Source organism: Microvirga sp. M2, from assembly GCF_047497095.1.
Lineage (GTDB): Bacteria > Pseudomonadota > Alphaproteobacteria > Rhizobiales > Beijerinckiaceae > Microvirga.
In genome coordinates, this window is sequence record NZ_CP134064.1 from 1,169,074 (window position 1) to 1,195,067 (window position 25,994).

20 protein-coding genes are annotated in these 25,994 nt (G+C 61.7%); 8 read left to right on the forward strand and 12 right to left on the reverse strand.

What is annotated here, in order from left to right:
- Positions 1–145: 145 nt before the first annotated feature.
- Positions 146–1,615, forward strand: a complete 1,470-nt coding sequence (locus RE429_RS25140) for an alpha-L-arabinofuranosidase C-terminal domain-containing protein (RefSeq protein WP_414474472.1) — start codon at positions 146–148, stop codon at positions 1,613–1,615.
- Between the two features lie 96 nt (positions 1,616–1,711).
- Here RE429_RS25140 and paoC read toward each other — a convergent pair whose 3' ends face one another.
- From paoC to RE429_RS25165, 5 genes are all read right to left on the reverse strand, one after another.
- Positions 1,712–3,931, reverse strand: coding sequence for an aldehyde oxidoreductase molybdenum-binding subunit PaoC (gene paoC, locus RE429_RS25145; RefSeq protein ID WP_414474473.1), 2,220 nt, complete (start codon positions 3,929–3,931; stop codon positions 1,712–1,714).
- Between the two features lie 3 nt (positions 3,932–3,934).
- Complete coding sequence (locus tag RE429_RS25150; protein WP_414474474.1) at positions 3,935–4,885, reverse strand: FAD binding domain-containing protein; 951 nt, start codon at positions 4,883–4,885, stop codon at positions 3,935–3,937.
- The gene (paoA, locus tag RE429_RS25155; protein ID WP_414474475.1) at positions 4,882–5,517 is read right to left on the reverse strand and encodes an aldehyde dehydrogenase iron-sulfur subunit PaoA; all 636 of its coding nucleotides are present in this window, start codon (positions 5,515–5,517) and stop codon (positions 4,882–4,884) included. Before paoA ends, RE429_RS25150 begins: the two co-directional genes overlap by 4 nt.
- Before the next feature lie 412 nt (positions 5,518–5,929).
- Positions 5,930–6,148: a YbdD/YjiX family protein gene (locus tag RE429_RS25160; protein ID WP_414474476.1), complete on the reverse strand. Its 219-nt coding sequence runs from the start codon at positions 6,146–6,148 to the stop codon at positions 5,930–5,932.
- Between the two features lie 11 nt (positions 6,149–6,159).
- Complete coding sequence (locus RE429_RS25165) at positions 6,160–8,253, reverse strand: carbon starvation CstA family protein (RefSeq protein ID WP_414474477.1); 2,094 nt, start codon at positions 8,251–8,253, stop codon at positions 6,160–6,162.
- Positions 8,254–9,988: 1,735 nt separating this feature from the next.
- On the opposite strand from RE429_RS25165, the gene RE429_RS25170 reads away from it, so the two are divergent.
- Positions 9,989–13,828, forward strand: a complete 3,840-nt coding sequence (locus RE429_RS25170) for an autotransporter domain-containing protein (RefSeq protein WP_414474478.1) — start codon at positions 9,989–9,991, stop codon at positions 13,826–13,828.
- Between the two features lie 180 nt (positions 13,829–14,008).
- Here RE429_RS25170 and RE429_RS25175 read toward each other — a convergent pair whose 3' ends face one another.
- A complete protein-coding gene (locus tag RE429_RS25175; protein ID WP_414474479.1) occupies positions 14,009–14,848 on the reverse strand; it encodes a LysR substrate-binding domain-containing protein in 840 nt (279 codons plus the stop codon).
- 190 nt (positions 14,849–15,038) lie between these two features.
- On the opposite strand from RE429_RS25175, the gene RE429_RS25180 reads away from it, so the two are divergent.
- The 5 genes from RE429_RS25180 to RE429_RS25200 are packed head-to-tail and all read left to right on the forward strand — an operon-like array spanning position 15,039 to position 19,442.
- Positions 15,039–16,349 carry a hypothetical protein gene (locus RE429_RS25180; protein ID WP_414474480.1) on the forward strand — a complete coding sequence of 437 codons (1,311 nt, stop codon included), beginning with the start codon at positions 15,039–15,041 and terminating at the stop codon, positions 16,347–16,349.
- A 2-nt stretch (positions 16,350–16,351) separates the two neighbouring features.
- Positions 16,352–17,263: a glutamate/aspartate ABC transporter substrate-binding protein gene (locus tag RE429_RS25185; RefSeq protein ID WP_414475917.1), complete on the forward strand. Its 912-nt coding sequence runs from the start codon at positions 16,352–16,354 to the stop codon at positions 17,261–17,263.
- A 39-nt stretch (positions 17,264–17,302) separates the two neighbouring features.
- Positions 17,303–18,040, forward strand: coding sequence for an amino acid ABC transporter permease (locus RE429_RS25190; RefSeq protein WP_414474481.1), 738 nt, complete (start codon positions 17,303–17,305; stop codon positions 18,038–18,040).
- A 5-nt stretch (positions 18,041–18,045) separates the two neighbouring features.
- A complete protein-coding gene (locus RE429_RS25195; RefSeq protein WP_414474482.1) occupies positions 18,046–18,717 on the forward strand; it encodes an ABC transporter permease subunit in 672 nt (223 codons plus the stop codon).
- The gene (locus RE429_RS25200) at positions 18,717–19,442 is read left to right on the forward strand and encodes an amino acid ABC transporter ATP-binding protein (RefSeq protein WP_414475918.1); all 726 of its coding nucleotides are present in this window, start codon (positions 18,717–18,719) and stop codon (positions 19,440–19,442) included. The genes RE429_RS25195 and RE429_RS25200 overlap by 1 nt, the downstream gene beginning before the upstream one ends.
- 283 nt (positions 19,443–19,725) lie before the next feature.
- On the opposite strand, the gene RE429_RS25205 is transcribed toward RE429_RS25200, so the two are convergent.
- The 6 genes from RE429_RS25205 to RE429_RS25230 form a co-directional block, all read right to left on the reverse strand.
- Complete coding sequence (locus tag RE429_RS25205) at positions 19,726–19,902, reverse strand: hypothetical protein (protein ID WP_414474483.1); 177 nt, start codon at positions 19,900–19,902, stop codon at positions 19,726–19,728.
- 69 nt (positions 19,903–19,971) lie between these two features.
- Positions 19,972–21,066, reverse strand: coding sequence for an ABC transporter ATP-binding protein (locus tag RE429_RS25210; protein WP_414474484.1), 1,095 nt, complete (start codon positions 21,064–21,066; stop codon positions 19,972–19,974).
- A 9-nt stretch (positions 21,067–21,075) separates the two neighbouring features.
- Entirely contained in the window at positions 21,076–21,981 is a 906-nt protein-coding gene (locus tag RE429_RS25215) for an ABC transporter permease (RefSeq protein WP_414474485.1), read from the reverse strand.
- Positions 21,978–22,820, reverse strand: a complete 843-nt coding sequence (locus RE429_RS25220) for an ABC transporter permease (protein ID WP_414474486.1) — start codon at positions 22,818–22,820, stop codon at positions 21,978–21,980. Before RE429_RS25220 ends, RE429_RS25215 begins: the two co-directional genes overlap by 4 nt.
- Before the next feature lie 127 nt (positions 22,821–22,947).
- Positions 22,948–24,078: a spermidine/putrescine ABC transporter substrate-binding protein gene (locus tag RE429_RS25225; protein WP_414474487.1), complete on the reverse strand. Its 1,131-nt coding sequence runs from the start codon at positions 24,076–24,078 to the stop codon at positions 22,948–22,950.
- Positions 24,079–24,186: 108 nt separating this feature from the next.
- Entirely contained in the window at positions 24,187–25,113 is a 927-nt protein-coding gene (locus tag RE429_RS25230) for a LysR substrate-binding domain-containing protein (RefSeq protein ID WP_414474488.1), read from the reverse strand.
- A 102-nt stretch (positions 25,114–25,215) separates the two neighbouring features.
- Here RE429_RS25230 and RE429_RS25235 point away from each other — a divergent pair, with 102 nt between their 5' ends.
- A complete protein-coding gene (locus RE429_RS25235; RefSeq protein WP_414474489.1) occupies positions 25,216–25,992 on the forward strand; it encodes a creatininase in 777 nt (258 codons plus the stop codon).
- Positions 25,993–25,994: the final 2 nt, after the last annotated feature.

Here is a 25,994-nt window from a genome sequence, read left to right on the forward strand (position 1 = left end):
GGATGGCCATTCATCCCTCATTTTCTTCCGGCAGGACCCGGCCTTCCGGATGTCTCCAATGACCATTCTCCTTCCCGGGGCGCACCGCCGGATCATAAGCGGCATGCGTCGGACATCCGGAGCCAAGTAAGTCCTGGAGCGGTCCATGCCTCGCATTACGGTTGATCCTACCCCGACATTTTCCATCTCGCCGCGCCTCTACATGCAGTTCATGGAGCCCCTCGGCGCAACCGACGCTTCGGTCCAGGCCGCATGGGATTACGACATTGACGAATGGCGCAACGACTTCGTTGCAACAGTCCGCGACTTAGCTCCTGGCGCCATACGGTGGGGTGGGATCCTGACCAGCTATTGGAGGTGGCAAGAGGGTGTCGGTCCCCGCGAGCGCCGTAAGCCAATGATCAACTATGTTTGGGGAGGCGTAGAGCCGAACCAAGTCGGTGTCCATGAATTTCTCGGTCTGTGCCACGAGGTAGCAGCCGAGCCCATTCTGGCTGTCAATTTTGCAGGCGATGGCCGGCCCGAATACGTCAACACGGTGCGTGGGGAAAGGAGAGCGGGAACTGCTCGAGATGCAGCGGATCTTGTCCGCTATTGTAACGATCCGGATCATAGCAAACGCCGGATGAATGGCCGAAGTGAACCGTGGCGTGTCAAGTTCTGGCAGATCGGCAACGAGACATCCTATCCGCAAGAGGGCCACCGGTTCAGCAGTGCGGAAAGCGTTCGTGAATACAGAACGTTTGCTGAGGCCATGCGGTCTGCTGACAGCTCAATCCAGCTCATCGGATGGGGAGATCGGGAGCGCGGCACCGGCAAGTGGTGGGCCGAGGATCTCCTGCGCGAAGCTGGAGACCTTGTCGACTTGGTGGCAATGCACATGATGCATCAAAAGCCGGACAATCCCAACACGGTTTTGAGAGGACGTGAGTATCGGAAAGATTACCAGGCAAGCTGGACCGAGCTTTGTTCGATCCATGACAAGGTCGATCGCAAGCTCGCCGAAGCCCGGAGCGTGATCCAGTCGATAGACGCTTCAAAACGAGTGGCGATCACGGAGGGGCATCTCTCCCTCCAGCCACATAACAAATGTGAGATCCTTCGCGAATGGATTTCAGCTCTCTACCACGCTAGAGTCCTGAACCTTTATGAACGCAACGCGGACTTCGTCGACATCGCGACCTTGGCTGATTTCGAGGGGGTATCCTGGTTGGTCAATGCGGTGATGCTTGGTTCCCCCGGCGAGTCCCCCTATCTTCTCCCGGTCGGACACGTGATGCGGCTTTTCAGAAAGTACGGAGGCGACACCGCCCTCAATGTGACATGCGAGAGATCGGCACTGGATGTGACAGCGAGCCGACGCGGCCGGACTCTTTATTTGCATGTCGTCAACACCGACCTGCATAATGCAACAGATGCCGAGCTTACTGTGACTGGGATCCAGCCCAGCTCAGCCGCAGCTCATCAAATCGCGCCTGATGATCTGTCGACTGCAATCGATAGCACTGCTCTGAATGTTTTTGACGTCGAGACATGGTCGGTGCCTGTCGAGAATGGAACGATTGTTCGGCGTTTCCCGAGAGCGTCGGTGACAGCGCTCGAAGTCCGGGTTTGAATTGAATGTGCGTGGTGAACTCGAACGAGATGGAAAGTCACTGCTCCTATAAGGCATCGTCAAGGCGAACTGGCAGCCAGGGCGTGAAGCGCGTCTCTAGACAGCCTCGGGCAGGCGGTCGATGAGCTTGTCGAGCGTAAGCGGATAGGCACGGACGCGGAGACCGGTGGCATTGTGGACCGCATTCGCGACCGCCGCTCCGACGCCGCAGATGCCGAGCTCGGCGACGCCCTTGGCTTTCATGGGCGAGGACATTGGATCGACCTCGTCGAGAAAGACGACTTCCTGGTGCGGGATGTCGGCATGGACCGGCACCTCATAACCCGCAAGGTCGTGGTTGACGAAGAAACCGCGCCGTTTGTCCACGGCCAATTCCTCCATCAAAGCCGCTCCGACGCCCATGGTCATCGCGCCGATCACCTGGCTCCTCGCGGATTTCGGATTGAGAATGCGCCCAGCCGCGCATACCGCAAGCATCCGCCGGACCCGAATCTCGCCGGTCGCCGCGTCGACCCCGACCTCGACGAAATGGGCCGCAAAAGTCGACTGCTGGTGCGTTTTGGCGAGATCGCCGTACTCGATGAAGTCTTCCGCGACAAGCTCGCCCGCGCTCGCGGCCTCGGCCAGCGGCACAGTGCGGTTACCCGATCGCACCTCGCCGTCCGAGAACATGACGTCAGCGGCGTTGAAGCCGAGCTGCTGCGCAATGGTTTCGCGCAGTTTGACACAGGCAGCGTAGACACCGGCGGTCGAGTTGTTCGCGCCCCATTGGCCGCCAGAGCCGGCGGAAACCGGAAAGGCCGAGTCGCCGAGCCGCACGGCCACCTTGTCCAAGGCGACGCCCATCATTTCGGCCGCGGTCTGGGCGATGATGGTATAGGAGCCGGTTCCAATGTCGGTCATGTCGGTCTCGACCGTGATCCCTCCCTGGCGGTCGAGCCGGACCCGCGCCGCGGACTTCGTCAGGAGGTTGTTGCGAAAGCCTGCCGCCACGCCTATTCCGACGAGCCAGCGTCCGTCCCGCATCTGGGCGGGGCGGGGATTGCGCTTGTCCCAGCCGAAGCGCTCGGCGCCAAGCCGGAGGCAGCCGACGAGATCGCGATGGGAGAAGCGGCGGTCGAGCTTCTCCGGATCGACCTGAGTATCGTTCAGGATCCGAAAGTCGATCGGATCCAGGCCGAGTCGTTCCGCCATCTCGTCCATGGCAACCTCAAGCGCCATCATGCCTGGCGCCTCGCCCGGTGCGCGCATCGCGTTGCCTTCCGGAAGATCGAGCGCAGCGAGCCGCATCGCCGTCAGGCGGTTTGCGCCCGCGTAGAGGAGTCTCGTTTGGGATACGGCCGTCTCGGGCTTGCCATCAATCAGATTGCCGGAGGTGCTCTCATGCGCGATTGCCGTGATCGTGCCGTCACGGTTCGCGCCGATACGGATGCGCTGGATCGTGGCAGGCCGGTGGGTGGTATTGTTGGCGACGAGCGGGCGGGCGAGTGCCAGCTTGACGGGCCGACGCGCCGCTTTGGCCCCGAGCGCCGCCAGCACGGCATCGGCCCGGATGAACAGTTTCCCTCCGAAGCCACCGCCGATATAGGGCGAGTCGAGCCGAACGTTCTTTGCCGGAATGCCGAGGATTTTGGCAATGCTGCGTTTGCCCCAGGCGATCATCTGGTTGGACGTCCAGAGAGTCAGTCGATCGCCGTCCCATGCCGCGATCGTGGCGTGCGGCTCCATCATGGCGTGGCTCTCGTCGGGCGTCGTGTAAGTCTCATCGAGCTTCACCGCCGCCGCCTCGAACGCATCCTCGAAGTTGCCGACCCGGACCTCAGGAGGTCCGCTGCTGCCCTCACCGCTGTCGTCCCCGACAAGCGGGGCGTTCGGCGCCTCAGCGGCGAGGTCGAACTTGCCCGCCTCCGGATGGTAGTCGACGCGGATCAGATAGGCCGCGGCGCGGGCCTGCTCGAAGGTCTCCGCGACCACCACGGCGATCGCTTGGTGGTAATGCTGAACGACCGGCCCGCCGAACAGGTAGGCGGCATTCATCATGCCGCGCTCCAATCGGGGCATGTCGAGCGTCGTGACGATCGCCAGAACGCCTGGCGCTGCCTTGGCCTCCTCCAGGTGCATGGCAGAGATCCGGCCTTTGGCGATCGACGAGCCCAGCACGAAGCCGTAAGCCTGGCCTGGTGCAACGTCGTGCCGCTCGTAGGCGTAGGGCGCCGTGCCGGTTGTCTTGTATCGTCCATCGATCCGGTCGTTGGGCCGGCCAACGATCTTGAGCTGGTCAATCGGATTGGTGGCGGCGGGAGTGTCGAACCGCATGTCTCAACTCCTCGCTTCGGAGAGGACCGCGCCGAGCGTGCGCTCGACCAGCGGTACCTTGAACGCATTGTCATGGGTCGGCTTGGCACCGGCGAGCAGCTGTTCGGCGACAGCCTTGGGCCCGCGCGGCAGAGCAGATTCGGCCGCTTCGATCCGCCAAGGCTTATGGGCTATGCCGCCCACAGCCACGCGTCCCGTACCGTCGCGCTGAATGATGGCCGCCACCGCAACGAGAGCAAAGGCGTAAGATGCGCGGTCGCGCACCTTGCGGTAGATCTGCCGGCCGCCGACGGGCGGGGGCAAGGTCACGGCGGTGATGAGTTCACCCGGCTCCAGCGCAGTCTCCACGTGGGGCGTGTCGCCGGGCAAGCGGTGAAACTCAGCAATCGGGATCGTCCGGATAGCGCCGTCGGGACGCACGGTCTCGACTGTCGCGTCGAGCGCGCGCATGGCGACCGCCATGTCGCTCGGGTTGGTGGCGATGCAGGCATCGCTCACCCCAATGATGCCGAGCTGTCGGCTGAACCCGTCGATGGCCGAGCAGCCGCTGCCGGGCTGTCGTTTGTTGCACGGCTGAGCGGTGTCATAGAAGTAGGGGCAGCGGGTGCGCTGGAGAAGGTTCCCAGCCGTCGTTGCCCGGTTGCGCAACTGTCCGGACGCACCGGCGAGCAGCGCCCGGGACAGGACACCGTAGTCACGCCGGACACGCTCATCGGCGGCGAGGTCGGTGTTACGGACGAGCGCGCCGATGCGAAGCCCGCCTTCCGGGGTTGGCTCGATGGTGTCGAGATTGAGCCCGTTCACGTCGACGAGATGGGCAGGTGTCTCGATCTGCAGCTTCATCAGGTCAAGCAGATTCGTGCCGCCCGCGATGAACTTCGCGCCGGGCATGCGGGCGACGGCGGCAGCGGCCTCGACGGGCGCGGTCGCGCGCTCATAGGTGAAAGCTCTCATCCCTGCCTCCCGGCGACCTCGACGATTGCTTCGACGATGTTGGAATAAGCGCCGCACCGGCAGATGTTACCGCTCATCCGTTCGCGGAGCTCGGCCTCGCTGAACTGCACCGGAGCGGTGAGGTCGGCCGTGACGTGGCTCGGGATCCCGGCCTTGATTTCATCCAGCACCGCCACACCCGAGCATATCTGTCCGGGCGTGCAGTAGCCGCACTGATAGCCGTCGTGCTTGACGAAGGCCTCCTGCATCGGATGCAGATTATCTGGCGTGCCGAGCCCCTCGATCGAGGTTACCGCGCTGCCCTGGTGCATCACGGCGAGGGTCAGGCAGGAATTGATCCGCCGCCCATCGACCACGACCGTGCAAGCTCCGCATTGGCCGTGATCGCAGCCCTTCTTGGTGCCCGTGAGATGCAAGTGCTCCCGTAAAGCGTCGAGGAGCGTTGTGCGGGTGTCGAGTTCGAGCGTGCGAGCCTGCCCGTTCACGTTGAACGAGACCTGTGTCATCACAGGCGTTCCCACCGGGGCGGGGTGCGCCCTCGCCGAAGGCGACGCCGCCACGATCGCCGCACAGGCCCCAGCTCCGACCATGACCTCGCGCCGGTTCACATTCAGCTCGCCAGGATCCGACATGTGGTCTTCCTCCCCTGTTGTCTGCGCGGGCAGGTTCCGCTCCGCGGCAGCTCCGACCTAACCTCGCTCGCCAGAGTCGCAGCCGGGCTTGGCCTTCAGGCGACAACAACCTCTCGCCCATCGTGGTTCCAACCTTGTTGACGCGCAGTTGAGGACCTAGCGACCTCCGCGACGTAGCCTCATACGCAGCATTCATGAGAGAAAAACAGAGGTATCGCAAGAATTGTGCCTGATTTTACGGGGCCACGGACCTGGCAATAACTTACCAATGCAAGATTATTCGTAGCACTCCAAAGTTATCCTCAGGCTTGGCTTCGGCAAGATCCTGTCCGGTCAGCCGGCCCACGACGGAGATATTGGGGGGCGTGGCTGCCATCATGGCATGTCCCCTCTACGGGGCAGGCGTTTCGCGTCAACAGCAGCGAAGACCGCTCCCACCCGCGGCGCCATAGCGGGCGTTCTGGCGCTCACGGAAGAACTCCGCGTAGCTCATGACCGGCCGGTCAGGATGTGTCCGCAGCATGTGCTCGACATAGGTGTCGTAGTCGGGAACGCCCACCATCAGGCGGGCGCCCTGGCACAGGCATTTGGCGAACCCGCTCCAGCGATTGCTGAGATTGGTGTCAGGCATGACGGCTCTCCTCAGCGCATGGCGGAGACCGCGGCGGCGGCATCCTCTTCCAAGAGATCTCCCGCAGCCGACGCCTCCCGGGCGGTCCAGCGGTCAGCCCGATAGGCCTCCAAGCACGACCGGATACCGTAATAGAGGATACTCACCACCACGAGCACGAACAGAACCGACAGCGCCGCGTCGATGCGATCGTTCCAGACGATCTGGCTCATCTGGCCCGGATCCCGGGCCGGCGCCAGCACCTCGCCCCGGGCAAGCGCGTCCGAGAACCGGCTGGCGTGCGACAGGAAGCCGATGGCCGGATCGGGATGGAAGATCTTCTGCAGACCGGCAGTCAACGTGCACACGACCAGCCACGCCGCCGGCAGGATCGTCACCCAGGCATAGCGCTCCCGCTTCATCCGGAAGATCACCACCGTGCACAGCACGAGGGCGACCGCCGCCAGCATTTGATTCGAGATTCCGAACAGGGGCCACAATGTGTTCACTCCGCCCAGCGGATCCGTGACACCCTGGTACAGGAAGTATCCCCAGGCGCCGACGCACAGGGCCGTGGCAGCGATGCTCGATCCCCATGAGGCCGTGTCACGGAACCTGGGCATAAAGACCCCGAGCAGATCCTGCAGCATGAAGCGGCCGGCCCGCGTTCCCGCATCCACTGCGGTGAGGATGAACAGCGCCTCGAACAGGATCGCGAAGTGGTACCAGAAGGCCATCATCGTCTTGCCGCCGGCGAGATTGGAGAAGATCTGCGCCATGCCCACCGCCAGCGTCGGTGCGCCGCCGGTGCGGGAGATAATGCTGTGTTCGCCCACGTCTCGCGCCGTTTCCTCGATTCGCTGCGGCGTCACGGGAAAGCCCCATGCGGTGGCTTGGGCAGCAGCGCTCTCGGCGGTTGTCCCAATCTGTGCGGAGGGGCTGTTCATGGTGAAGTAGATTCCGGGCTCGATGATGCTGGCTGCGACCAAGGCCATGATGGCCACAAACGACTCCATCAGCATGCCACCATAGCCGATGAAGCGGGCATTCACCTCGTTGTCGATGAGCTTCGGCGTGGTGCCGGACGCGATCAGGGCATGGAAGCCCGATACGGCCCCGCACGCGATGGTGATGAACAGGAACGGGAACAGGGTCCCGGACCAGACCGGCCCGGTACCGTCCACGAAGCGGGTGAGAGCTGGCATCTTGAGGTCCGGCGCCACCACCACGATGCCGAGCGCCAGTGCCGCGATGGCGCCGATTTTGAGAAAGGTCGAGAGATAGTCGCGCGGTGCCAGGAGCAGCCAGACCGGAAGGATCGAGGCGATGAACCCATAAGCAATGAGGAGCCAGCACAACTGCGTGCCGGTGAACGTAAAAGCGGGGCCCCAGGTCGAGCTCGCGGCAACAGGTTGGCCGTACACGATGGCCAGCATCAGCAGCACGAAGCCGATGACCGAGACCTCGCCGATGGCGCCCGGCCGGATGTAACGCAGGTAGAATCCCATGAAGATGGCAATCGGGATTGTGGCCGCGACCGTGAAGGTGCCCCAGGGGCTCTCGGCCAGGGCCTTGACGACGATCAGCGCGAGCACGGCCAGGATGATGACCATGATCATGAAGGTGCCGAAGAGGGCAATGATGCCCGGCACCGGCCCAAGCTCCGCTCGGATCAGCTCACCCAGGGAGCGGCCATCGCGGCGCATGGAGACGAACAGCACCATGAAGTCCTGCACCGCGCCGGCGATCACCACGCCGGCCAGGATCCACATGACGCTGGGCAGATAGCCCATCTGGGCGGCGAGCACGGGTCCGACAAGAGGTCCCGCCCCGGCGATGGCGGCGAAGTGGTGGCCGAACAGCACGTAGCGGTTGGTCGGCACGTAGTCGAGCCCGTCATTGTGCCGAACGGCCGGGGTGGCGCGATCCGGATCGAGCTGTATCACGCGCCGGGCGATGAAGAGCGAGTAGTAGCGATAGGCGATGAGATAGGTTGCGATGGCCGCCACGACGATCCAGAGCGCATTGACGTGCTCGCCGCGCTCGACGGCGATCAGCGCCAAGGCAAAAGCACCGAGAATTCCAATGAAAACCCAAATGAGGTGAGATCGAACGGCACCGGCCATGGCAGCGTCCTCCGTGAAACCGCTGACGGCTGAGCCGTCGCGATGTCTCGTACCAACGCCGTAAAATGGTCCCTGGTTCGGGACTTGTCTCCACGCGGAGCACGAGAGCCGTCGCCGAGCCGGCAAGGGGGCTCACGAGACCGACAACAATGGCCCCGGCGCTCTCTGTTGAGCTCCGACGGGGAGCCGCCACTCATGGCCCCGACATGCCGTAGAGAGGTGCCGGGCATTGCGTGAGATCCGCGCCACCAGCAGTCGCTGGTTGTATGGTTCCACTCAAGCCATCTGATGGCGTCGCTTGCGGCCAAGCTGCTGCAGCTCACATCCAAGGCCATCGGCCTGAGGCCGCGCCGGCGTGGCTGAGCCTTACCGAGAACTCACCGGCTGCAAGCGCTATCGGGGTTCAAGGTCGGCCATGGTCCCAGGCGCTGCGGGTCAGAAGCTCTTGAGGACAGCGACCCTCCGGCTGCCGCATCGGCGGATCGCTTGCTCACGAACACTGATCCGAGCAAGGCTGTCCAAGATAAAAAAGCCACTCCGCAACGATAGCGCCATCGGCTCGATCAACGCGGCTGGCCCTCGGATCGGGTTGGCGCATCCAATGTGGAAGGAGCGTGATCGCAAGAGTTCCCGTTCCGCTGCGCTCAAGCTGCACCAGGACTCAGGCTGCAACAGGCAAGATGCAGACTGGGATCCTTGTAGAAGCCCCACCGGTCGCCTCGCGGAAGTGCGTCGGCGGGCACCGCCACCTTCCAGCCTTTGAGCTCCTTGTAGGCTGCGGGAACTGGTGCAGGCTCCGGCATGTAGTCAGGCCCGACTGCGCATCCCACGAGAGTGGCCATAAGCATGAATACTGGAGCGCGCGTTTGTGCGCGCAAAATTGCCGCTCGCTGTGTCCGACAGTTTTGTTTGTACACCCGCAGACTCCCACCGGGCCGGCGCCACCTCCATCGCGCCGTGTTCATTATGCCTTATCAAAGTATTGTGCTGAACGATCCTGATAAATACAAGAACTTGTCGTTATTTCATAATAGTATCCAATCGAAATAATAGCAGTTGCTGCCACAAATTCAATTATGGATATGAAAGATACGAAGCCAATACTATTTTTCACTAACCCGGTGAAAGCGGCGCTCGTCCTTAGGGGGTAGCGAGCGATCTGTGCATGGGTCGTGAAACCCAGATCGCTGCGGATTCTGAGCGATCACGTCCACCTCGCTTCGCCCAAGCCCCCCCCGTGTCAACGCCCATTTTCCCTCTGGAATGGTTGAGCGTGCCCCTTGGCTTTGCAGCTGACATGCGGGATGCGGTGGCTCACGCCCGTCGATTGCGAAAGGCGTTGACGCCGGGCCGGCCCCATGCCGGTCCGGAGAACATGCAGGTTCCGCCGCTTGACCGAAGCAGGTCATCGGGCCCTTTGAGGCACCGTTCCAGTTCCCAGGACAGAGCCTTCCACCGCCAACGACGGGGAGTGCACGCATCCGGACGGTATCGTTACTGCGTTCCGGCGGGGCACTTTGGCTCGTGGGTAAGTGGTCCTGTTACAGTTGTATGCGCTAGGAAGATATGCTTTGTCGCCGCCGGACGATGCAGAGATTCATGGCCGGGGCACACGATGGCACGCGACAACAAGAAACCAATCAATAATTCGTTCAAGCACAAGGCAAGGTTGTCGAGCGGCACTGCGCTCCCGATTCTTTGCTCCGCCCTTGGCCTCTTCGGTTCCGGGACTGCCTTGCAGGCTGATCCTTGGCATGTGACCACCGGAACGCAGACCGAAACCGGCAAGGATTTCTCGACCACGACCAACAACGCGAGGACGGTTGCCGTCGACCAGGGCGCGACTGGGGTGATGTACGGGGGCAGCATCACGACGACAGGCAACAACGCGGTCGGCCTGTACGTTGAGGGCACCGCGACGATGAACGGGGTTGCCGTCGTTTCCCAGGGATCCGATACCGTGGGCGGGACCTCGTCCTCGGCGGTGTTCGTCAAGGGCGGCGACGCCACCTTCAACGGCGGAAGCATTCTCTCGAACATGCTGAACGCCGGGGCCGTCATTGTGAAGGATGGCGGCCGCTTCACCAGTTCGGCCGACATCTCTGCCAGCAGGGATGGCGATTACGTGATTTCGATTGAGAGCGGCGGCACGCTCAATCTCATCGGTGGCAGGATCAGCAACAGTGCGTATTTCTCATCTGTCGTGAATGTCCGGGGCGACGGATCGTCGGCCATCGTCTCGAACGCTGAGATCGTTGGTTCGCTGAATGCCGACGGAATTTTCCTCGGTTATGGTTCCGGCATCCAAGGGACTGTTGTTAACAGCAGCATCACGACGTCCGGAGACTACGCATCCGGGATTCTCGCCCAGGATGGCTCCGATCTCGATCTCTCGGGCAGCACGGTCTCGACGACAGGGGAGGGCTCACAAAGTCTCTGGGTGCAGAGGGCCAGTGCCGGGATTACGTCGTCGACGCTCTCGACCAGCGGTGATGATGCGCTCGGACTGGTGGTGGGCGAAGGGTCGTCGGTCTCACTGATCGACACGGGGGTCACGACTGAAGGCCAGCAGGCTCACGGGATCGGGAACACCAACTCCGCTGTCACGATGGAGGGCGGCTCCATCACGACCCATGGAGCCGGCTCATACGGGGCTTATGCGCAGACATGGGCGGACGAATACGCCAATCCGCCTCCGGTCTTGCATGCGAGCCTCCTGTTCGACGGCACAACGATCACGACCAATGGCGATCTGAGCTATGGCGTCGCCGCTTTCACCGGCAGCGAGATAACCCTTAGCGGCGGCACCTCCGTCCGCACCAAGGGAGTCAATTCGTTCGGTGCCGTTGCGGGCCCTGGCGGCACGCTCAGTATCGTCGACAGCACCATCACGGCGGAGAAGGCTGCCGCGATCCGCGTGAATGAGGGTGGCACCGTATCGATGGAGGGCGCGGTCATCCGCTCGGGCGGGCCATCGATCTCGGTCAATCTGAGGGATGTCGGATCGGTTACAATCGATGCGTCCGAGCGTTCGTCCCTGACGGAGAATAACGGACGTCTTCTCGAAGTCATTCGCCCCGCTATCGCCTCGCCGGCAACCGTGAACCTGGTCCTTGGCGGCGGCACTGCCGCGAGCGGCATGATCGTCGACGACAACTTGGCCGTTCCGGCAGGTGGGACGGATGTAACCTTGAAGACAGGTGCGCGGCTGACGGGCGGTTTCCAAGGCGTCCGCAACGTCCTGCTTGATAACGGCACCTGGGTCATCGCGGGGAGCACGGGGTTCAAGAGCCTCATGCTCGGCAGCGGCGGCGGCGTCATCGACACCAACGGCGCCGATGCCACCCTATCGGGGACGATCACCGGCACGGGCGGCCTGAGGAAGAGGGGCATCGGAACCCTTGCGCTGACCGGCAACGGCGGCGGCTATGGTGGGACCCTGTCCATCTCGCAGGGCGCAATCCTCCTGACCGGGAGCCTCGGCGGCAAGGTCGATATCATGAAGGATGGTTCCCTGCTGGTCGGCAACGGCACCGTGAGTGGCGACCTGAAGGCGGACACCAAAAACAATGGTACGCTCGTTTTCAACCAGACAGGTGACTATGACTACACAGGCGACCTCGACGGCAGCGGCGCGCTGGTCAAGAAGGGAACCGGACTGCTCCTCCTGAGTGGCGAGTATCGCTACACTGGGTCAACGGTTGTCCAGGGTGGCTCGATCCAACTCGCTTCCGGCCTCAATCCTGAGACCGACCTTGTCATCGACGGCGGCACCTTCGATCTCAGTGGCCGAAGCCAGACGGTCGCAGGTCTCTCGGGGGGCGCCGGACGGCTCAACCTCGGCAACGGCAATCTTGTCGTGAACCAGAATGGCGCTTCGACCTTTGGTGGTTCCCTCACGGGCAACGGGACGTTCACGAAATCGGGCGATGGCCGACTTAACCTGACGGGCACCAGCACCTTCAGCGGCAGCACGCTCGTGAATGGCGGCACGTTGGCGGTGAACGGTTCCCTGGCCAGGTCTCAGGTCAACGTCCGATCCGGTGGCATCCTCGGCGGGAATGGCACGGTTGGCGGTATCGCCGCTGGCTCCAACGGGACCGTCGCTCCCGGCAACTCCATTGGCGCCTTGAAAGTCGCCGGGGATGTGAGCTTCGGGGCAGGGTCGATTTACCAGGTGGAGGTGAATGCCGCCGGTGAGAACGACCGGATCGATGCTGCCGGCAAAGCCAACCTGACTGGCGGCACGGTGCAGGTTCTGGCGGCTTCAGGCGCTTACGCACCTCTGACCAACTACACGATTCTAACGGCCCAAGGTGGTGTCAGCGGGACCTTCGCCGGCGTGACATCGAATTTCGCCTTTCTCAAACCCTCGCTGCTCTACACCGCCGATACCATTCAACTGGCCTTGTCGCGAAATGCGGTCTCCTTTGCGGAGGTTGCCGAAACAAGAAATCAGTCTGCGGCAGCGGCGGGCGCAGAAGCTCTTGGGGCAGGCCACATGGTCTACAATGCCCTGGTCCAGCTCGATGCTGCGAATGCACGGTCCGCTTTCGACGCGCTCTCAGGCGAGGTGCATGCCTCGGCGGCCACGAGCGCCTACGGCGATGCGCGCGAGATCCGGAACGCCGTGCTCGGCCGGTTGCGGCAGCCGGCCGGCTCGCCCGCCACGGTGGCGGCGGCGTTCGCGGCCGATCTGCCCGGCGTGGCGCCGCTCCCGACGCCGGTTCCGGTGCCGACCCTGGATCCGCGCCGTTTCGCCCTGTGGGGCACGGCCTTCGGTTCATGGGGCAAGCTCGACGGCCATGGCAATGCGGCCGGCATGGACACGGCCACGGGCGGCTTTGCGATCGGCGCGGACGCAACCTTCGACCAAGCCTATCGGATCGGCATTGCGGGCGGATTCACGCGCACCACCTTCGACATCGACGGGCGCCTGTCCTCCGGCTCGAACGAGAGCGTGTTCGGGGCGCTCTACGGCTCCGGCACCTGGGGCGGGCTGAACCTGCGCCTGGGCACCTCCTATGCGATCCATGACATCGACACGAGCCGCCGGGTCGTCTTCCCGGGCTTCAGCGATAATCTGAGTGCCTCTTACAACGGCTGGACGGCGCAGGCGTTCGGTGAGCTCGGCTACCGCTTCGAGGCCGGTATTGCGATCCTGGAGCCCTTCGTGGGCGCATCGATCCTGCGCCTGCACACCGACGGTTTCGGCGAGACGGGCGGCGCGGCGGCTCTCACCGGCTTTGCGCGCGGCTACGATCTCGGCACCACGACGGTGGGGCTGCGGGCCGAAGCCCGGCTGGGCGCCGACGTGCCGCTGATGGTGCGGGGCCTGGTGGGGTGGCGGCATGCCTATGGCGATGTCGAGCCGGTTGCCCTTCTGGCCTTCGGCAACGGCACGGCGGCGTTCGCGGCGGCCGGTGTGCCGGTGGATCGGGATGCGCTGGTGGCCGAGGCCGGCCTCGACTGGCAGGCGACACAGGATATCAGCCTGGGCGTGAGCTACCAGGGCCAGATCGGCGAGCGGGCTCAGGACCATGGCCTGAAGGGCAACTTCACCTGGAGGTTCTGAGGCCTTGCTGGTCCAGCGATAATCATTCGGGACGCCGCCTCTGGGAGGGAGCGGCGTCTCAGTTTATGGCGCCGACATGCTGGAGCATCGGACGTGACGTCGAACCCACGTCCGATGCTCCCTCCTTAGATGAGCGCATCGTTCTGGCGAAAAACCGGGTCCACTTCTTCGCACGATGCGCTAGGCAGTCGAGTCGGCAAGCAGACGGGAGAAAGCTTCGCCTAGAAGTGACGGAGCAAGCGTCATGGAGCGGGCCAGCGATACATCGACGCGAATGGAGGGACGCAGTTCCTTGATGACCAGCCCTTGAGACATGGTGTTCGCGATGTAGGGATTCACGATTCCGACGCCCACCCCCGCCACGACGAGCGCGCAGATGGTAATCGAGGAGTTCGTCTCGACCACGATGTTCTCCGGAGCGCCGAGCCTAGCCAGCAGCTCACGCATGCGGATCACTATGTTGTCCGAATCGTTGAGCAGGATCATCTGATGCCTGCGCAGTTCTTCCAGATCGACCCATTCTGCGCGCGCCAGCGGGTGGTTCTGCGGAACTATGCAGACGGCTGAGGTCGTCGTCATGATACGGGTTTCAAAGATCGATGGGTCCACATCACCCGTGGTCACGGCGAGGTCGATCAGGTTTTGGTTCAGCAGATCCGCAAGCTGAGGCGTCGGCAGGGTCTGAAGCCCGACGAAGGTACCAGGAAACTGAGCCAGGAAACGCTTGATCACCTGCGGCAGCAGGCCTGTGGCCAAGGTGGAGGTGCTTCCTAGACGCAGAACGCCGGCGCCTGACTTGCGCAGGATGCCGACGGCCGTCTCAATCTTCTCGAGCCCTTCGAAATTCCGCCGAACGGATTCATAGAGCTGGCGCCCCTCCCGAGTCGGCCGGAGCCGGCCGTGATGGTGCTCAAACAGCTTGAGCCCAGTCGCACGTTGGAAATCTGCCAGCTTCCGGCTGATCGACGGCTGCGTCGTGTTCAGCGCTATCGCGGCGGTGGTGGTCGTGCCGGTCTCCATGACAGCCTTAAAGGCTTGAATTTGTTGAAAACTATAAGGCTTAGACACCCGCTCTCACCCTCGGACTTGCGGCAAAGACTATACCAAACATGCATAGAGATGTGTCAATAAAGTATTTTTCAGCATTCATGGTCGCCACTAGGTTGGCCTCTGGCAGGTCCAATATGACGCGCTGACCAGTGAGGCATCTGTGAATTTTACCCTTGAATCGTCGAACAAAGCCCTGAAGCAAACTCCGCTTGTGCAACGGGTTGGCAACGATGCGGGACATCACTTTTTTGGCTACTACGACAAGACCAACTGGGGCGCGCAGGATCGATTGCTGCTTGGTCACCGCGTCCCGGCACGCGACTTCGAGATCAAAGCGGATTCAGTTGCCGAAGTCGGCTTTTTCGATATGGCACGCGACGGCGCCTTTCACGTCATAGGCGCAACGACCGCCTGGAACTGGCAGATGGGAAGTCAGCTGCAGTGGCTGGACGCTGCGACCAGCCGTCGCCTGATCTACAACGTGCGTGCAAAGGGCGGCCTGTATCCGGGCTTCGGCTCGGTCATCCACGACCTGGATACCGGAGAGTCGCGCGCACTCGACGCACCCATCTATGTCGCGGCGCCGAATGGCCGCTATGCCCTGGCGGTCGATTACGAGCGGCTGTACATCACGCACAAGACGATCGGCTATGTCGGGCAGGATGGCGCGAAAAGCGACCTGCCACTGTGTCCCGACGACGACGGCATCCACCGGGTCGATCTGGAAACGGGCGAGATCCGGCTGCTGATCAGCTATGCGGAGCTGAAGGCGCTGGATCACCGGCCGTCGATGGACAGGGCAATGCACTGGGTCAGCCATATCGAGATCAACCCGTCCTCGGACCGGGTTCTTTTCCTGCATCGCTGGACCGAACGGGTCGAGGATGAAACTTGCTTCCTGCATCGCCTGATCACGATGGGTCCCGGCGGCAACGACGTGCGGATCCTGGAATGTTCGGACCACCCGCTGCCGCAACTGGCCGAGGATTTCGATCCGAGTCAGGTCGGCACCTTCGATTACGAAAAGTCGGAGTACCAGATTTCCCACCCCCTGTGGCGCGATGATCGCCATATCATCGTGTGGGGGCCGCATGGCGGGGCAATCCACTATCATCTTTACGAAGATGTTCATCCAGCGCAGGTTACGATCGTCGGTGACGGCATCCTGACCGAAAACGGTCATATGACCTATTCCCCGGTCAACAAAAGATGGCTTCTGACAGACACTTACCCGGATTCAGCGACGAACGAGAGGGTTCTCATCCTTTTCGATGTCGAAGGGAACATCCGTCACGATGTCGGCAGCTTCTATGCCGATCCGAACCTGACCAAGGAAAATCGCTGCGATTTGCATCCGCGATGGAGCCAGGATGGCCAACGCGTCTGCATCGACTCGATGCACGAACACGAGCGGCAAATGTACGTGATCGATGTGTCCGCAATATTGAACAACAAGGGAGAAACCGAATGAAGATGGCGATTGCAAAATATCTCGCGGGTGTCGCGACGGCCGCGCTGATCGGCGTGGGCGCAACGACCGCTCACGCACAGACGACGGGGCTGGACGGCACCTTGGCAAAAATCGCGGAGGACGGCGTCGTCGTGGTCGGATATCGCGAGGCATCGATACCCTTTTCCTATTACGACGACGCCAAGAACCCAATCGGCTACTCCATGGACGTCACCGACGCCGTCATCGAGAAGATCAAAGCAAAGATCGGGCGCCCGGATCTGGAGGTCAGGAAACTGCCGATCACGTCGCAGAACCGCATCTCGCTTCTGCAGAACGGGACTATCGACTTTGAATGCACGACTACGACGCATAATGAGTCCCGCGAGAAGCAGGTCGACTTCACCAACAGCATCTTCGTCGTAGGAACGCGGCTGTTGACGCCGAAGGACTCGGGCATCAGCGATTTGCCCGACCTCAAGGGGCAGAATGTCGTTGTCGGCGCGGGGACGACCTCGGAAATCCTGCTGCGAAAGATGAACACCGAGCGACAGATGGGCATGAACATCGTCAGCGCCAAGGACCACGCTGAATCCTTCCTGATGCTGTCGACCGGGCGTGCCAAAGCCATGATGATGGATGATGCGCTGCTGGCTGGCGAGCGGGCAAAGGCGAAGGACCCTTCCAAATACGCCATCACCGGCACGCCGCAGTCCCGTGAAAGCTATGCCTGCATGGTGCGCAAGGGCGATGCGCAGATGAAGCAGCTTCTGGACACGACGATAGCCGACCTGCAGACCTCGGGTAAGGCTGCTCAGATCTACCAGAAGTGGTTCATGTCGCCGATCCCGCCCCGCGACCTCAACCTCGATTTTCCGATGTCGGATGATCTCAAGGGCCTGTTCGCTCAGCCCAACAGCAACATCCTGAACTGACGGAGCGCGGCGGTCGGCTGAAGCAGGGAAACCAAAATTATGGCCTATAACTGGAGTTGGGACGCTCTGCTGCAGCCGGTCGCCACAGGCGAAAACTCGACATATCTCGGCTGGGTCATCGACGGGCTCATCGTGACGTCGGCACTGACGATCGCGGCATGGCTCCTTGCGCTGCTGCTTGGCACCGCGCTCGGAATTGTCCGGGCGTGGCCCGGCCGGGTGGGCGACGTGATCGGTGCGGTCTACGTCTCGGTCTTTCGAAATACCCCACTGATCGTGCAGTTCTTTATCTGGTACTTCGTCGTGCCCGAGATCCTGCCGACCGCTGTCGGCGACTGGATCAAGAGCATCACGCCCATGACCCAAGTCTTCATGATGTCGGTGCTCGCGCTCGGCTTCTTCACCAGCGCCCGCATCTGCGAGCAGATGCGGGCCGGCATCGGAGCGCTGTCGCGCGGTCAGCTCCAGGCGTCCCTCTCCCTCGGCTTCACGACGATGCAGAGCTTTCGCCATATCCTCTTGCCGCAGGCCTTCCGGAAGATCCTTCCCCCATTGACGTCGGAGTTCCTGATTATTTCGAAAAACTCGGCCGTCGCGTCCACGATCGGATTGCTGGAGCTTAGCGGACAGGCGCGGCAATTGGTCGATTATACCGCTCAACCCTACGAGTCCTTTATCGTCGTGACCGTCGCTTACATGCTGCTCAATTTCGTCATCCTGCAGGTGATGGGTCTGGTCAGGCGGCGTGCAGCCCTCCCTGGCATGGTGAGAGGATAACGGAAATGGAGTTCTTCCAGAACATTGCGTCCGCATGGGGTATCATAGGCACCGGCATCACGATCACCCTTCAAGTGACATTCGTTGCCATCATCGGAGGGCTTCTAGGGGGGACGCTGCTTGCTCTGTTCGCAGCGTCGAAAAGCAGGTTCCTGCAGGCATTCACGCGGATCTACGTCACCCTTTTCCGATCGATTCCCCTGGTGATGCTGCTACTGTGGTTCTATCTCATCGTGCCGCAGGCCCTGAAGGCCGTCTTCAACATTTCGCCCAGCGTCGATATTCGCCTGGTGTCGGCGATGGTGGCGTTCGTGCTGCTTGAATCGGCGTTCTTCGCCGAGATCGTCCGTTCAGGCATCATCGGTCTGTCCCGGGGCCAGTTCAACGCGTCCGCGTCGCTCGGCATGACCTACATGCAGTCGATGCGCCATATCATTCTGCCGCAGGCCTTCCGCGCGGTCCTGCCGATCATCATGACGCAGTGCATCGTGATCTTCCAGGATACTTCGCTGGTTTATGTGATCTCGCTCGGCGATTTCTTCCGCAACGCGGTCAGCATCGGCGAGCGCGACGGCAACCTCATGCAGATGCTGGTTTTCGCCGGACTTGTTTATTGGGCCATCTGCTCGAGCCTCAGCGGCCTGGTCCGGAAATTGCAGCAGGGATCGACAAGATGATGATCGAACTGAAGAATGTCTCAAAGTGGTATCAGGACTTTCAGGCCTTGCACGATTGTAGCGTGCAGGTGGGAAAGGGCGAGGTCGTCATTTTCTGCGGTCCGTCGGGGTCGGGCAAATCGACTCTGATCAAGCTGATCAACGGGCTTGAGAGCTTCGAGAAGGGGGACATCCTCTTTCAGGGCCGGTCCATCAAGGCGGCCGGGGTGAAATTGCCGGAGCTGCGCCGGAGGATCGGCATGGTGTTTCAGCACTTCGAACTGTTTCCTCACCTCACGGTGCTGGAAAACCTGACGATCGCCCAGATCAAGGTGCTAAAGCGTTCGCGTGGAGACGCTGAAGCCAAGGCTCTCTCTCTGCTGGACCGCGTCGGCCTGACGGCGCATGCACGGAAGTATCCCAGCCAGCTCTCGGGCGGCCAGCAGCAGCGGGTCGCTATTGCCCGTTCGCTGTCTATGGATCCCGAAGTCATGCTGTTCGACGAACCGACCTCGGCGCTCGATCCCGAGATGATCAACGAAGTCCTAGCCGTGATGGCGGAACTCGCCCGCGACGGCATGACCATGCTGTGCGTCACGCACGAGATGGGGTTTGCCCGCCAGGTGGCTGACCGGGTGGTTTTCATGGATGCCGGCTCGATTGTGGAGATTTCGCCAACTCAGGAATTCTTCTCGGCACCGAAATCCGAGCGAGCGCGAGATTTTCTGGGCAAGATCCTGCACTGAGAGCGCCTAACGAAGCCGGCGCGAGCGTGTTGGTTTCGTATGGCCAAACCGGCGCTGCCACGGTAACCGGTCCCGGGCGGAGTGAGCCGATCAAGATCGGCTGCTGCCGAACGGGAACAGGACCGTCGTCTTCCGGTCGCACGGGCGAGGCGCATACGGCGTCGCCGACCCGGGTCCGATCGCTGCGCGACCTCAGAGCGGCAGCCGCTGCTGCAAGAAGCCGGCACGTCTCCATTTGATGCACACATCGGCGACGGATGCGTCCGACCGATGGTCCGGCATCTCATGGTTCGTCACCTCCCTTGGCGGGTGCCTTGCGCCCTGTGCGGTCCGCCATCCGGTCACTCTTCTCAGGCGCGGCTTTCTTGGGAATGACGAAGCACCGGCCCGAGAATGTGACCACCCAGCCATTGGCCTCGGCGTCGCTGATCACCCGGTCGAACCAGCGGGAAAATCTCATGATCGTGCTCCTGATTGAACTTGGCATGCGAGGTCCGTAAGGAGTATGCGCCAATCCTGTCGGACCGGATCAGCCTTCCGGGAGAACGTAAGCACTTTCCGTCTTCCAGGAGAGGCCGACCCGCCCGCCGCTCCGGACTTGATTCTCGCGGAAGGTCAGATCTGGCACCAAAACCTTGATCTCCTGACGTTCGTCCGTCTCGACGTAGACTCTTATGGCGGCGCCGACGAACTCTTCGCCGATCACTCTCCCGGCCATTGCATTAGGGCCGGATTGCGGAGAGGCAGGGCTGATCTGGATGCGATCCTCGGGAACGACGAACGAGATCCGCTGCCCGGCCGATATCGGCTTCTGGGGATTCACCGGAGCCTCGAAATGGGCGCCCGGCGTATGCACTGAAACCGTCACGTCGCCGATCCTCTGGACCGTTCCCTCGAAGATGTTGGAGGAGCCCAGAAACTCGGCCACGAACCTGTTCCGGGGCGTCCGATAGATATCGACAGGCCGCCCGATCTGCTCGATCCTCCCGCGGCTCATGATGATCACGCGGTCGGCCATCGAGAACGCTTCCGATTGGCTATGGGTGACATAGACGAAGGTGATGCCGAGTTCCTTCTGCAACTCCGTCAGGACAGCTTGCATGCGCACCTTCAGGTGAGCGTCGAGGGCACTCAGCGGCTCGTCCAACAGCAGGATCTTCGGCTCGGTGACCAAGGATCGCGCCAGTGCAACGCGCTGCCGCTGACCACCGGAAAGCTTCGCGATATTCCGGTTCGCGAATTCCGAAAGACCCATGCGATCCAGCCATCCCAGGGCACGTTTACGCCTCTCGGCCGACGGCACTCTCCTCATCCTGAGGCCGAACTCGACGTTCTCGATGACAGTCAGAAAAGGGAACAGCGCAAGGCTTTGCCAGACCAGCGGCGTCTCTCGCTGCCAGGACGGGAGATCGTTCATGCGCTGGCCGTCGATCCGGATCTCTCCCTCCGTTGGCCTTTCCAGCCCCGCCAGCATCCGCAATGTCGTCGTCTTTCCGCATCCGGAGGATCCCATGATTGCGAGGAATTCGCCGCTGGAAATCTCAAAGCTCGTGCGCTCGACGGCCGCGACGGCCCCGAAGCGCTTCACGACGTTATCGACGGCAACGAGAGGGATGTTCGACATGATTTCCTCTTAGTGCGGTGTGTCGGCGGGATCGGACGCCGTCGCGCGGCTTCGCAGCAGGACCTGTGCGAGGACGACGAGGGTGATGCTGGACAGGAAGACGACCGTTCCGATGGCGTTGATGCGCGGGCTGACCTGCCCCTGGAGAAAGCCGAGAACCCGTACGGGGAGCGTCTCGTTGAGGCCGGACACGAACCAAGCCACCGCGAATTCGTCGAATGACACGGCCATCGTGATGAACAGCGCAGCCAGAATCGAGGGCATTGCAAACGGCACGATGACACACCGAACCGCCGTCCATTCATCCGCTCCCAGGTTCCAGGCCGCGGCCTCGAGGCTCGGATCCATTTGCGACAGCCGAAGCCGGATGATGGCCATGGCGAAAGGCGCGCACATGACCACATGGGCCAGAATGACGGACCAGAGCTCGCCGGCTATTCCCATCCGGGCGAAATAGGCGAGCAGTCCGAGGCCCAGAATCACGACCGGGATCGTCGGAGGAAGGAGAGCAAGCGCCAGATAAAGGCTCTTGCCGAGGAAATTGAATCGATAGTCCGTGTAGGCCGCTCCGAAGCCGATGAGCGTGGAGATCACGGATGCGCAGATCCCTACGACCAGCGTGTTCTCGAACCCCGCGATGACGAGCGGATCGGTGAACACGGCCTCGTACCAGGCGCGAGTGAAATGTCCGAGAGGGAGAGACGGGAACCGATCGGAGTTGAACGAGAAGACGAAGCTTGCCGCAATCGGCGCGAAGATGAAGAGGAACACGAAACAGACATAAAGCCTGAGCGCCACCGATATGGCGCGGTCCACATGGACGATTTTGGGCTTTGCCGGAGACACCCGCCCCAGTCCGAGCGAGCGTCGCTCGGCGGGTGCGCTGTTTACGGCCATTGTGTGCTCAATGGTCATCGTCCGCGCTTTCTGTAAGCATATGCGATCGAGGCGAATGCAACGGCCAGCAAGGTGCCGATCATCATGAGCGCGATGACCGCAGCCCTGGGCCATTGCTGTCCCGATTTGGTCGTATCGGTTATGAGAATAGGAAGCGTCGGGGATTGGCCGCCGCCGAGGTACAGCGGACTGACGAAATCGCCGAACGTGAGAATGAAGCAGAACAGGGCCGCCACGACCAATCCTATCCTCGCGGACGGAATGACCACGGTGAACACGGTGCGCATCCTGCCGCAACTGAGGTTGTGGGCAGCCTCGATCAGACTGCGGTCGATGAACATCAGGCTAAACGCCTGAAGCAGAATGACGAGCGGAAGTGTCAGGGTCACATACCCGATGAGAGTTCCGAAGAAGTTGTTGATCAGCGGGAGGGGACCGAAACCGGCATATGCCAGAAGACTATTCACGATGCCATTGTCGGTCAGAAAGATCTGCCACGAATAGATTCGCACGAGGTAGCTGGTGAAGAAAGGAATGACGAGAAGGAAGATCGCAAGCTGCCGCGTGCGTGGCTGCAGCTTGAAGGATATGGCGTAGGCGCAGGGAAAGGCGATCAGGCTTGTCACGATGGTCGCGACGATGGAGTTCATCCATGTGCGCGAGTAGGTGGACCAGAAGATGTCGCTTGCCAGGATGTATTCCCAATTGACCGACGTGAAGGCTGGCTCAAGCCGGAAGTTCCTGACCCGCCAGAAGCTCAAAGCCACCAGAAAGAGCAATGGCGCGACGAAGAACGAGAGCTGCCACACCAGCATCGGAAGAGCCAGGGTCAGGCCAAAGACGCGAATTCGACGCATGTGACGACGGTCTCCGGGATCCAAGAGCCTTCTCCAGCCGCATCGCGCCGCCGGAGAGGCGAACGGAGGCGGTTACGGAGCTGGGGACCGGGGGGCCCGGCTCCCAGCCACGGTGAAACGAACGGCGCTAGCCGCTCATGCCCTTGTAGCGCGTCCAGAAGTCGTTCCAGACCTCCAGGTCCTGCTGGATGGGCAGCTCGCGGAATTGAATCTTGCCGGAGCGAATGTCGTCCATGACGTTCGGCTTGTTCAATTCCATCCGCTGGCGCTTGGCCTCTTCGGGCGTTTCCCTGGCGAGGAGATCCCAACCCTTCTTGTTCGGGATCAGGGCCGGGTAAGCGGCCATGTTGGCCGATCTGACTTGGCCGTGGGCCGACGTGATGTACTGGATCCACTTTTTGGCAAGGTCCTGCTTCTTGGTGCCTTTGCCGATGCAGAACGATTCCGTCCATTGCAGTCCGCCCTCATCGGGGATGACGGTGCGCACGGGGGCGCCATTCTTCTCGAGGACGCCGGTGATCCAATCGCCGATGCCGCAGAACGCAAGCATCTGCCCGTTTTTGAGGGAGGCGAATGTGCCGCCATAGTCGAAGAACCCACCGATCTGGGGCCGGAGGGAGATGGTCGTCTCCTGAACTTTCTTCCAGGCCGCCGCGTCGATGTCGTACGGCTTCCTGTTTCCTGCATGGAGGCTCAACTGGCCCAGATTGGGAAGGTGCCAGTCGAAATGCCCCACCTTGCCTTTGAGCTTCTCGTCCCAGAAGATCCGATAGGATCGGGCCTGAGCCTCCATGACGGCGTTCGTGTTGTACGAGACGCCCAGAAAGCCAAAGCGCGTGATGACAGAGTACAGCTTGTTGCCGTCCCAGTGCCCTGGGAAGCGGTGAAACTCGGGGAAGAACTCGTCGAAAGCGTAGTCCTTGGGGTCGAGCTGTTCAATGTAGCCCGCTTCGCGGAGCTGCTGGACGTATTCCGCATCTGACAGAATGATGTCGTAGGTGCCAGGTGGCGATTGCGATATGAGGGCCAGCATGTTGTCGCCGCCGGTGTAGTATTTCGGCACGAACTTGACGTTGTGCTGCTTTTCGAACTCCTGAACGACGTCGGGCTCCGCATGCCCATACCAGGCCAGCATGGTGAGCTGGACGGGCTGGGCCGATGCGGGGCGGGCGAGATACGGCATGCTGAGCGCCGCAACCCCGGTCGCTTTGAGGACCGTTCGCCTTGAGATAAGACCGGAGGCAGTTTTGCTTTCCATCTTAGTTCCCTCTTATATGTGCTGCACAGTCGTCAAGGACAGGTGCGCCAGTTTCTGATGGTAGATGGGTCGAAGCAATTTTTGAAATTGATCTGCCAAATATATCGATTAGTTCCGCTTATTCTGGGGGCTCGTGCCGACATTGCGGTCGATCCGGATGACATCATTCTGGCCGGAGTCATGAAGACATTGGATCATGTGGCTCGCCAGCAGGAGCCCAGCCGTCGAGAGTTGCGAGTGCTTGTAGTGCAGCCCGACGCGGATATCCGCCATCGGCGGGAAGCCGTCGGCCTCCGACAGAACACGCATGCCGCGCGACAGCGTCCTCGACGTCATCGCGCTGATCCCCAGGCCGGTCTGGACGGCTTCCTGCAACCCCGAGATGCTCGGACTGGAATAGACGATCCGCCAGGCACGATCGACCGTATCCAAGGCCTGGATCATCCTGCTGCGATACTCGCAACCCTTGTGGTGGGCCGCTATCGGGACAGGGGTCAGGGTGTGCACGTCGCTGCCGGACGCCGCTACCCAGATCGGACGTTCAGCCCATGAGAATGCCAGGCCCGGACCGGGCTGCGACCCGTGCATCGCCACGACGATGTCGGCCTCGTCGGCGTCCAACCGCGCCAGGAGTTCCTGGCTTAGATCACAGATGACCTCCAACTGAACATCGCGGTGTTTCTTGACGAAGTTCGTGAGCGCTCGCTGCAGGAACGCCATGGCGTAGTCGGTTGGAAGCCCGACCCTCAGGATTCCGCTGGACTGCCGGCGCTGAAGAAGAGCAGCGGCTTCGTCGTTCAGGCGAAGAATCTGACGGGCAAATCGCAGGAGCACATCGCCCGACTCCGTTGGAGCGATGTCGCGCCCTGTCACCTGAACGAGAACGCACCCTACCAAATCCTGAAGCTTCTGCATCTGGAGGGTGATCGCGGGTTGGGTGCGCCCCAATACTTGGCCGGCCCGAGTGAAGCTGCCCAGTTCGACAACTGTCACGAAGGTTCGAAGTATGTCGACCGGAAGATTCGTGAAACGCATCCGATCACCGCCTTGCTTATGGAACTATAATCCGAATTTATTTTTCTTATTATCGGCTCAAGATCAAGATGCTTCCAGGATCAATTTCCATTGGAGGTATCGGTGCCGAGCAAAACAGTCTTCGCCGCTGAGATGCCCTGGCCCGACTACGATGCCGCGGTCCGCGACGGAGACACACCCATCCTTATCCCGTTCGGATCCATGGAGCAGCATGGCCACCATATGCCTCTGCACGTGGACGTACTGCTTCCGACGGAGTTCGCACGCCGCGCGGCAGGCCAGATCGGGGGCCTCGTCGCCCCTCCATTCACGTATGGATACAAGTCTCAGCAGAAATGCGGCGGCGGCAATCACCTGCCCGGAACGACCAGCCTCGATGGAGCGACGCTGGTCAACGCCCTGAAGAACCTCATCACCGAGTTCGCGCGCCACGGCGTCCGCAGGTTCGCCCTCGTGAACGGACACTATGAGAACTCGTGGTTCATCACGGAGGGCGTCGATCTTGCCCTCAAGGAGCTGCGCTGGGACCGCGTCGAAGGGGTCAAAGTCGTCGTCCTGTCCTATTGGGACTTCGTGAACGACGAAACGATCGCACGCCTTTATCCTGGCGGATTCCCGGGGTGGGCCGTCGAACATGGAGGCGTGCTCGAGACATCGTTGATGCTCGCTCTTCATCCCGAACTTGTTCAGCTCGAGCGTGCGCTCGATCATCCGCCCGCGACCTTCCCGCCCTACGACGTCTATCCCGTCAAGGCGGAATGGACGCCGGCGAGCGGAACGCTGTCCTCTCCGAAGGAGGCCAGCGCCGGGAAGGGCGAGATCCTCCTTGAGGTCTGCACAGCGGGCATCGTCGGCGCTCTCAAAGCGGAATTCGCCTGAGG

Excerpts from the sequence above, each read along its gene's own strand:
- RE429_RS25225 (WP_414474487.1), bottom strand. The coding sequence starts at position 24,078 with ATGGAAAGCAAAACTGCCTCCGGTCTTATCTCAAGGCGAACGGTCCTC.
- RE429_RS25220 (WP_414474486.1), bottom strand. The coding sequence starts at position 22,820 with ATGCGTCGAATTCGCGTCTTTGGCCTGACCCTGGCTCTTCCGATGCTG.
- RE429_RS25165 (WP_414474477.1), bottom strand. The coding sequence starts at position 8,253 with ATGGCCGGTGCCGTTCGATCTCACCTCATTTGGGTTTTCATTGGAATT.
- RE429_RS25205 (WP_414474483.1), bottom strand. The coding sequence starts at position 19,902 with ATGAGATTTTCCCGCTGGTTCGACCGGGTGATCAGCGACGCCGAGGCC.
- RE429_RS25175 (WP_414474479.1), bottom strand. The coding sequence starts at position 14,848 with ATGGAGACCGGCACGACCACCACCGCCGCGATAGCGCTGAACACGACG.
- RE429_RS25200 (WP_414475918.1), top strand. The coding sequence starts at position 18,717 with ATGATCGAACTGAAGAATGTCTCAAAGTGGTATCAGGACTTTCAGGCC.
- paoA (WP_414474475.1), bottom strand. The coding sequence starts at position 5,517 with ATGTCGGATCCTGGCGAGCTGAATGTGAACCGGCGCGAGGTCATGGTC.
- RE429_RS25185 (WP_414475917.1), top strand. The coding sequence starts at position 16,352 with ATGGCGATTGCAAAATATCTCGCGGGTGTCGCGACGGCCGCGCTGATC.
- RE429_RS25150 (WP_414474474.1), bottom strand. The coding sequence starts at position 4,885 with ATGAGAGCTTTCACCTATGAGCGCGCGACCGCGCCCGTCGAGGCCGCT.
- RE429_RS25195 (WP_414474482.1), top strand. The coding sequence starts at position 18,046 with ATGGAGTTCTTCCAGAACATTGCGTCCGCATGGGGTATCATAGGCACC.
- RE429_RS25230 (WP_414474488.1), bottom strand. The coding sequence starts at position 25,113 with ATGCGTTTCACGAATCTTCCGGTCGACATACTTCGAACCTTCGTGACA.
- RE429_RS25140 (WP_414474472.1), top strand. The coding sequence starts at position 146 with ATGCCTCGCATTACGGTTGATCCTACCCCGACATTTTCCATCTCGCCG.
- paoC (WP_414474473.1), bottom strand. The coding sequence starts at position 3,931 with ATGCGGTTCGACACTCCCGCCGCCACCAATCCGATTGACCAGCTCAAG.
- RE429_RS25160 (WP_414474476.1), bottom strand. The coding sequence starts at position 6,148 with ATGCCTGACACCAATCTCAGCAATCGCTGGAGCGGGTTCGCCAAATGC.
- RE429_RS25210 (WP_414474484.1), bottom strand. The coding sequence starts at position 21,066 with ATGTCGAACATCCCTCTCGTTGCCGTCGATAACGTCGTGAAGCGCTTC.
- RE429_RS25215 (WP_414474485.1), bottom strand. The coding sequence starts at position 21,981 with ATGACCATTGAGCACACAATGGCCGTAAACAGCGCACCCGCCGAGCGA.
- RE429_RS25190 (WP_414474481.1), top strand. The coding sequence starts at position 17,303 with ATGGCCTATAACTGGAGTTGGGACGCTCTGCTGCAGCCGGTCGCCACA.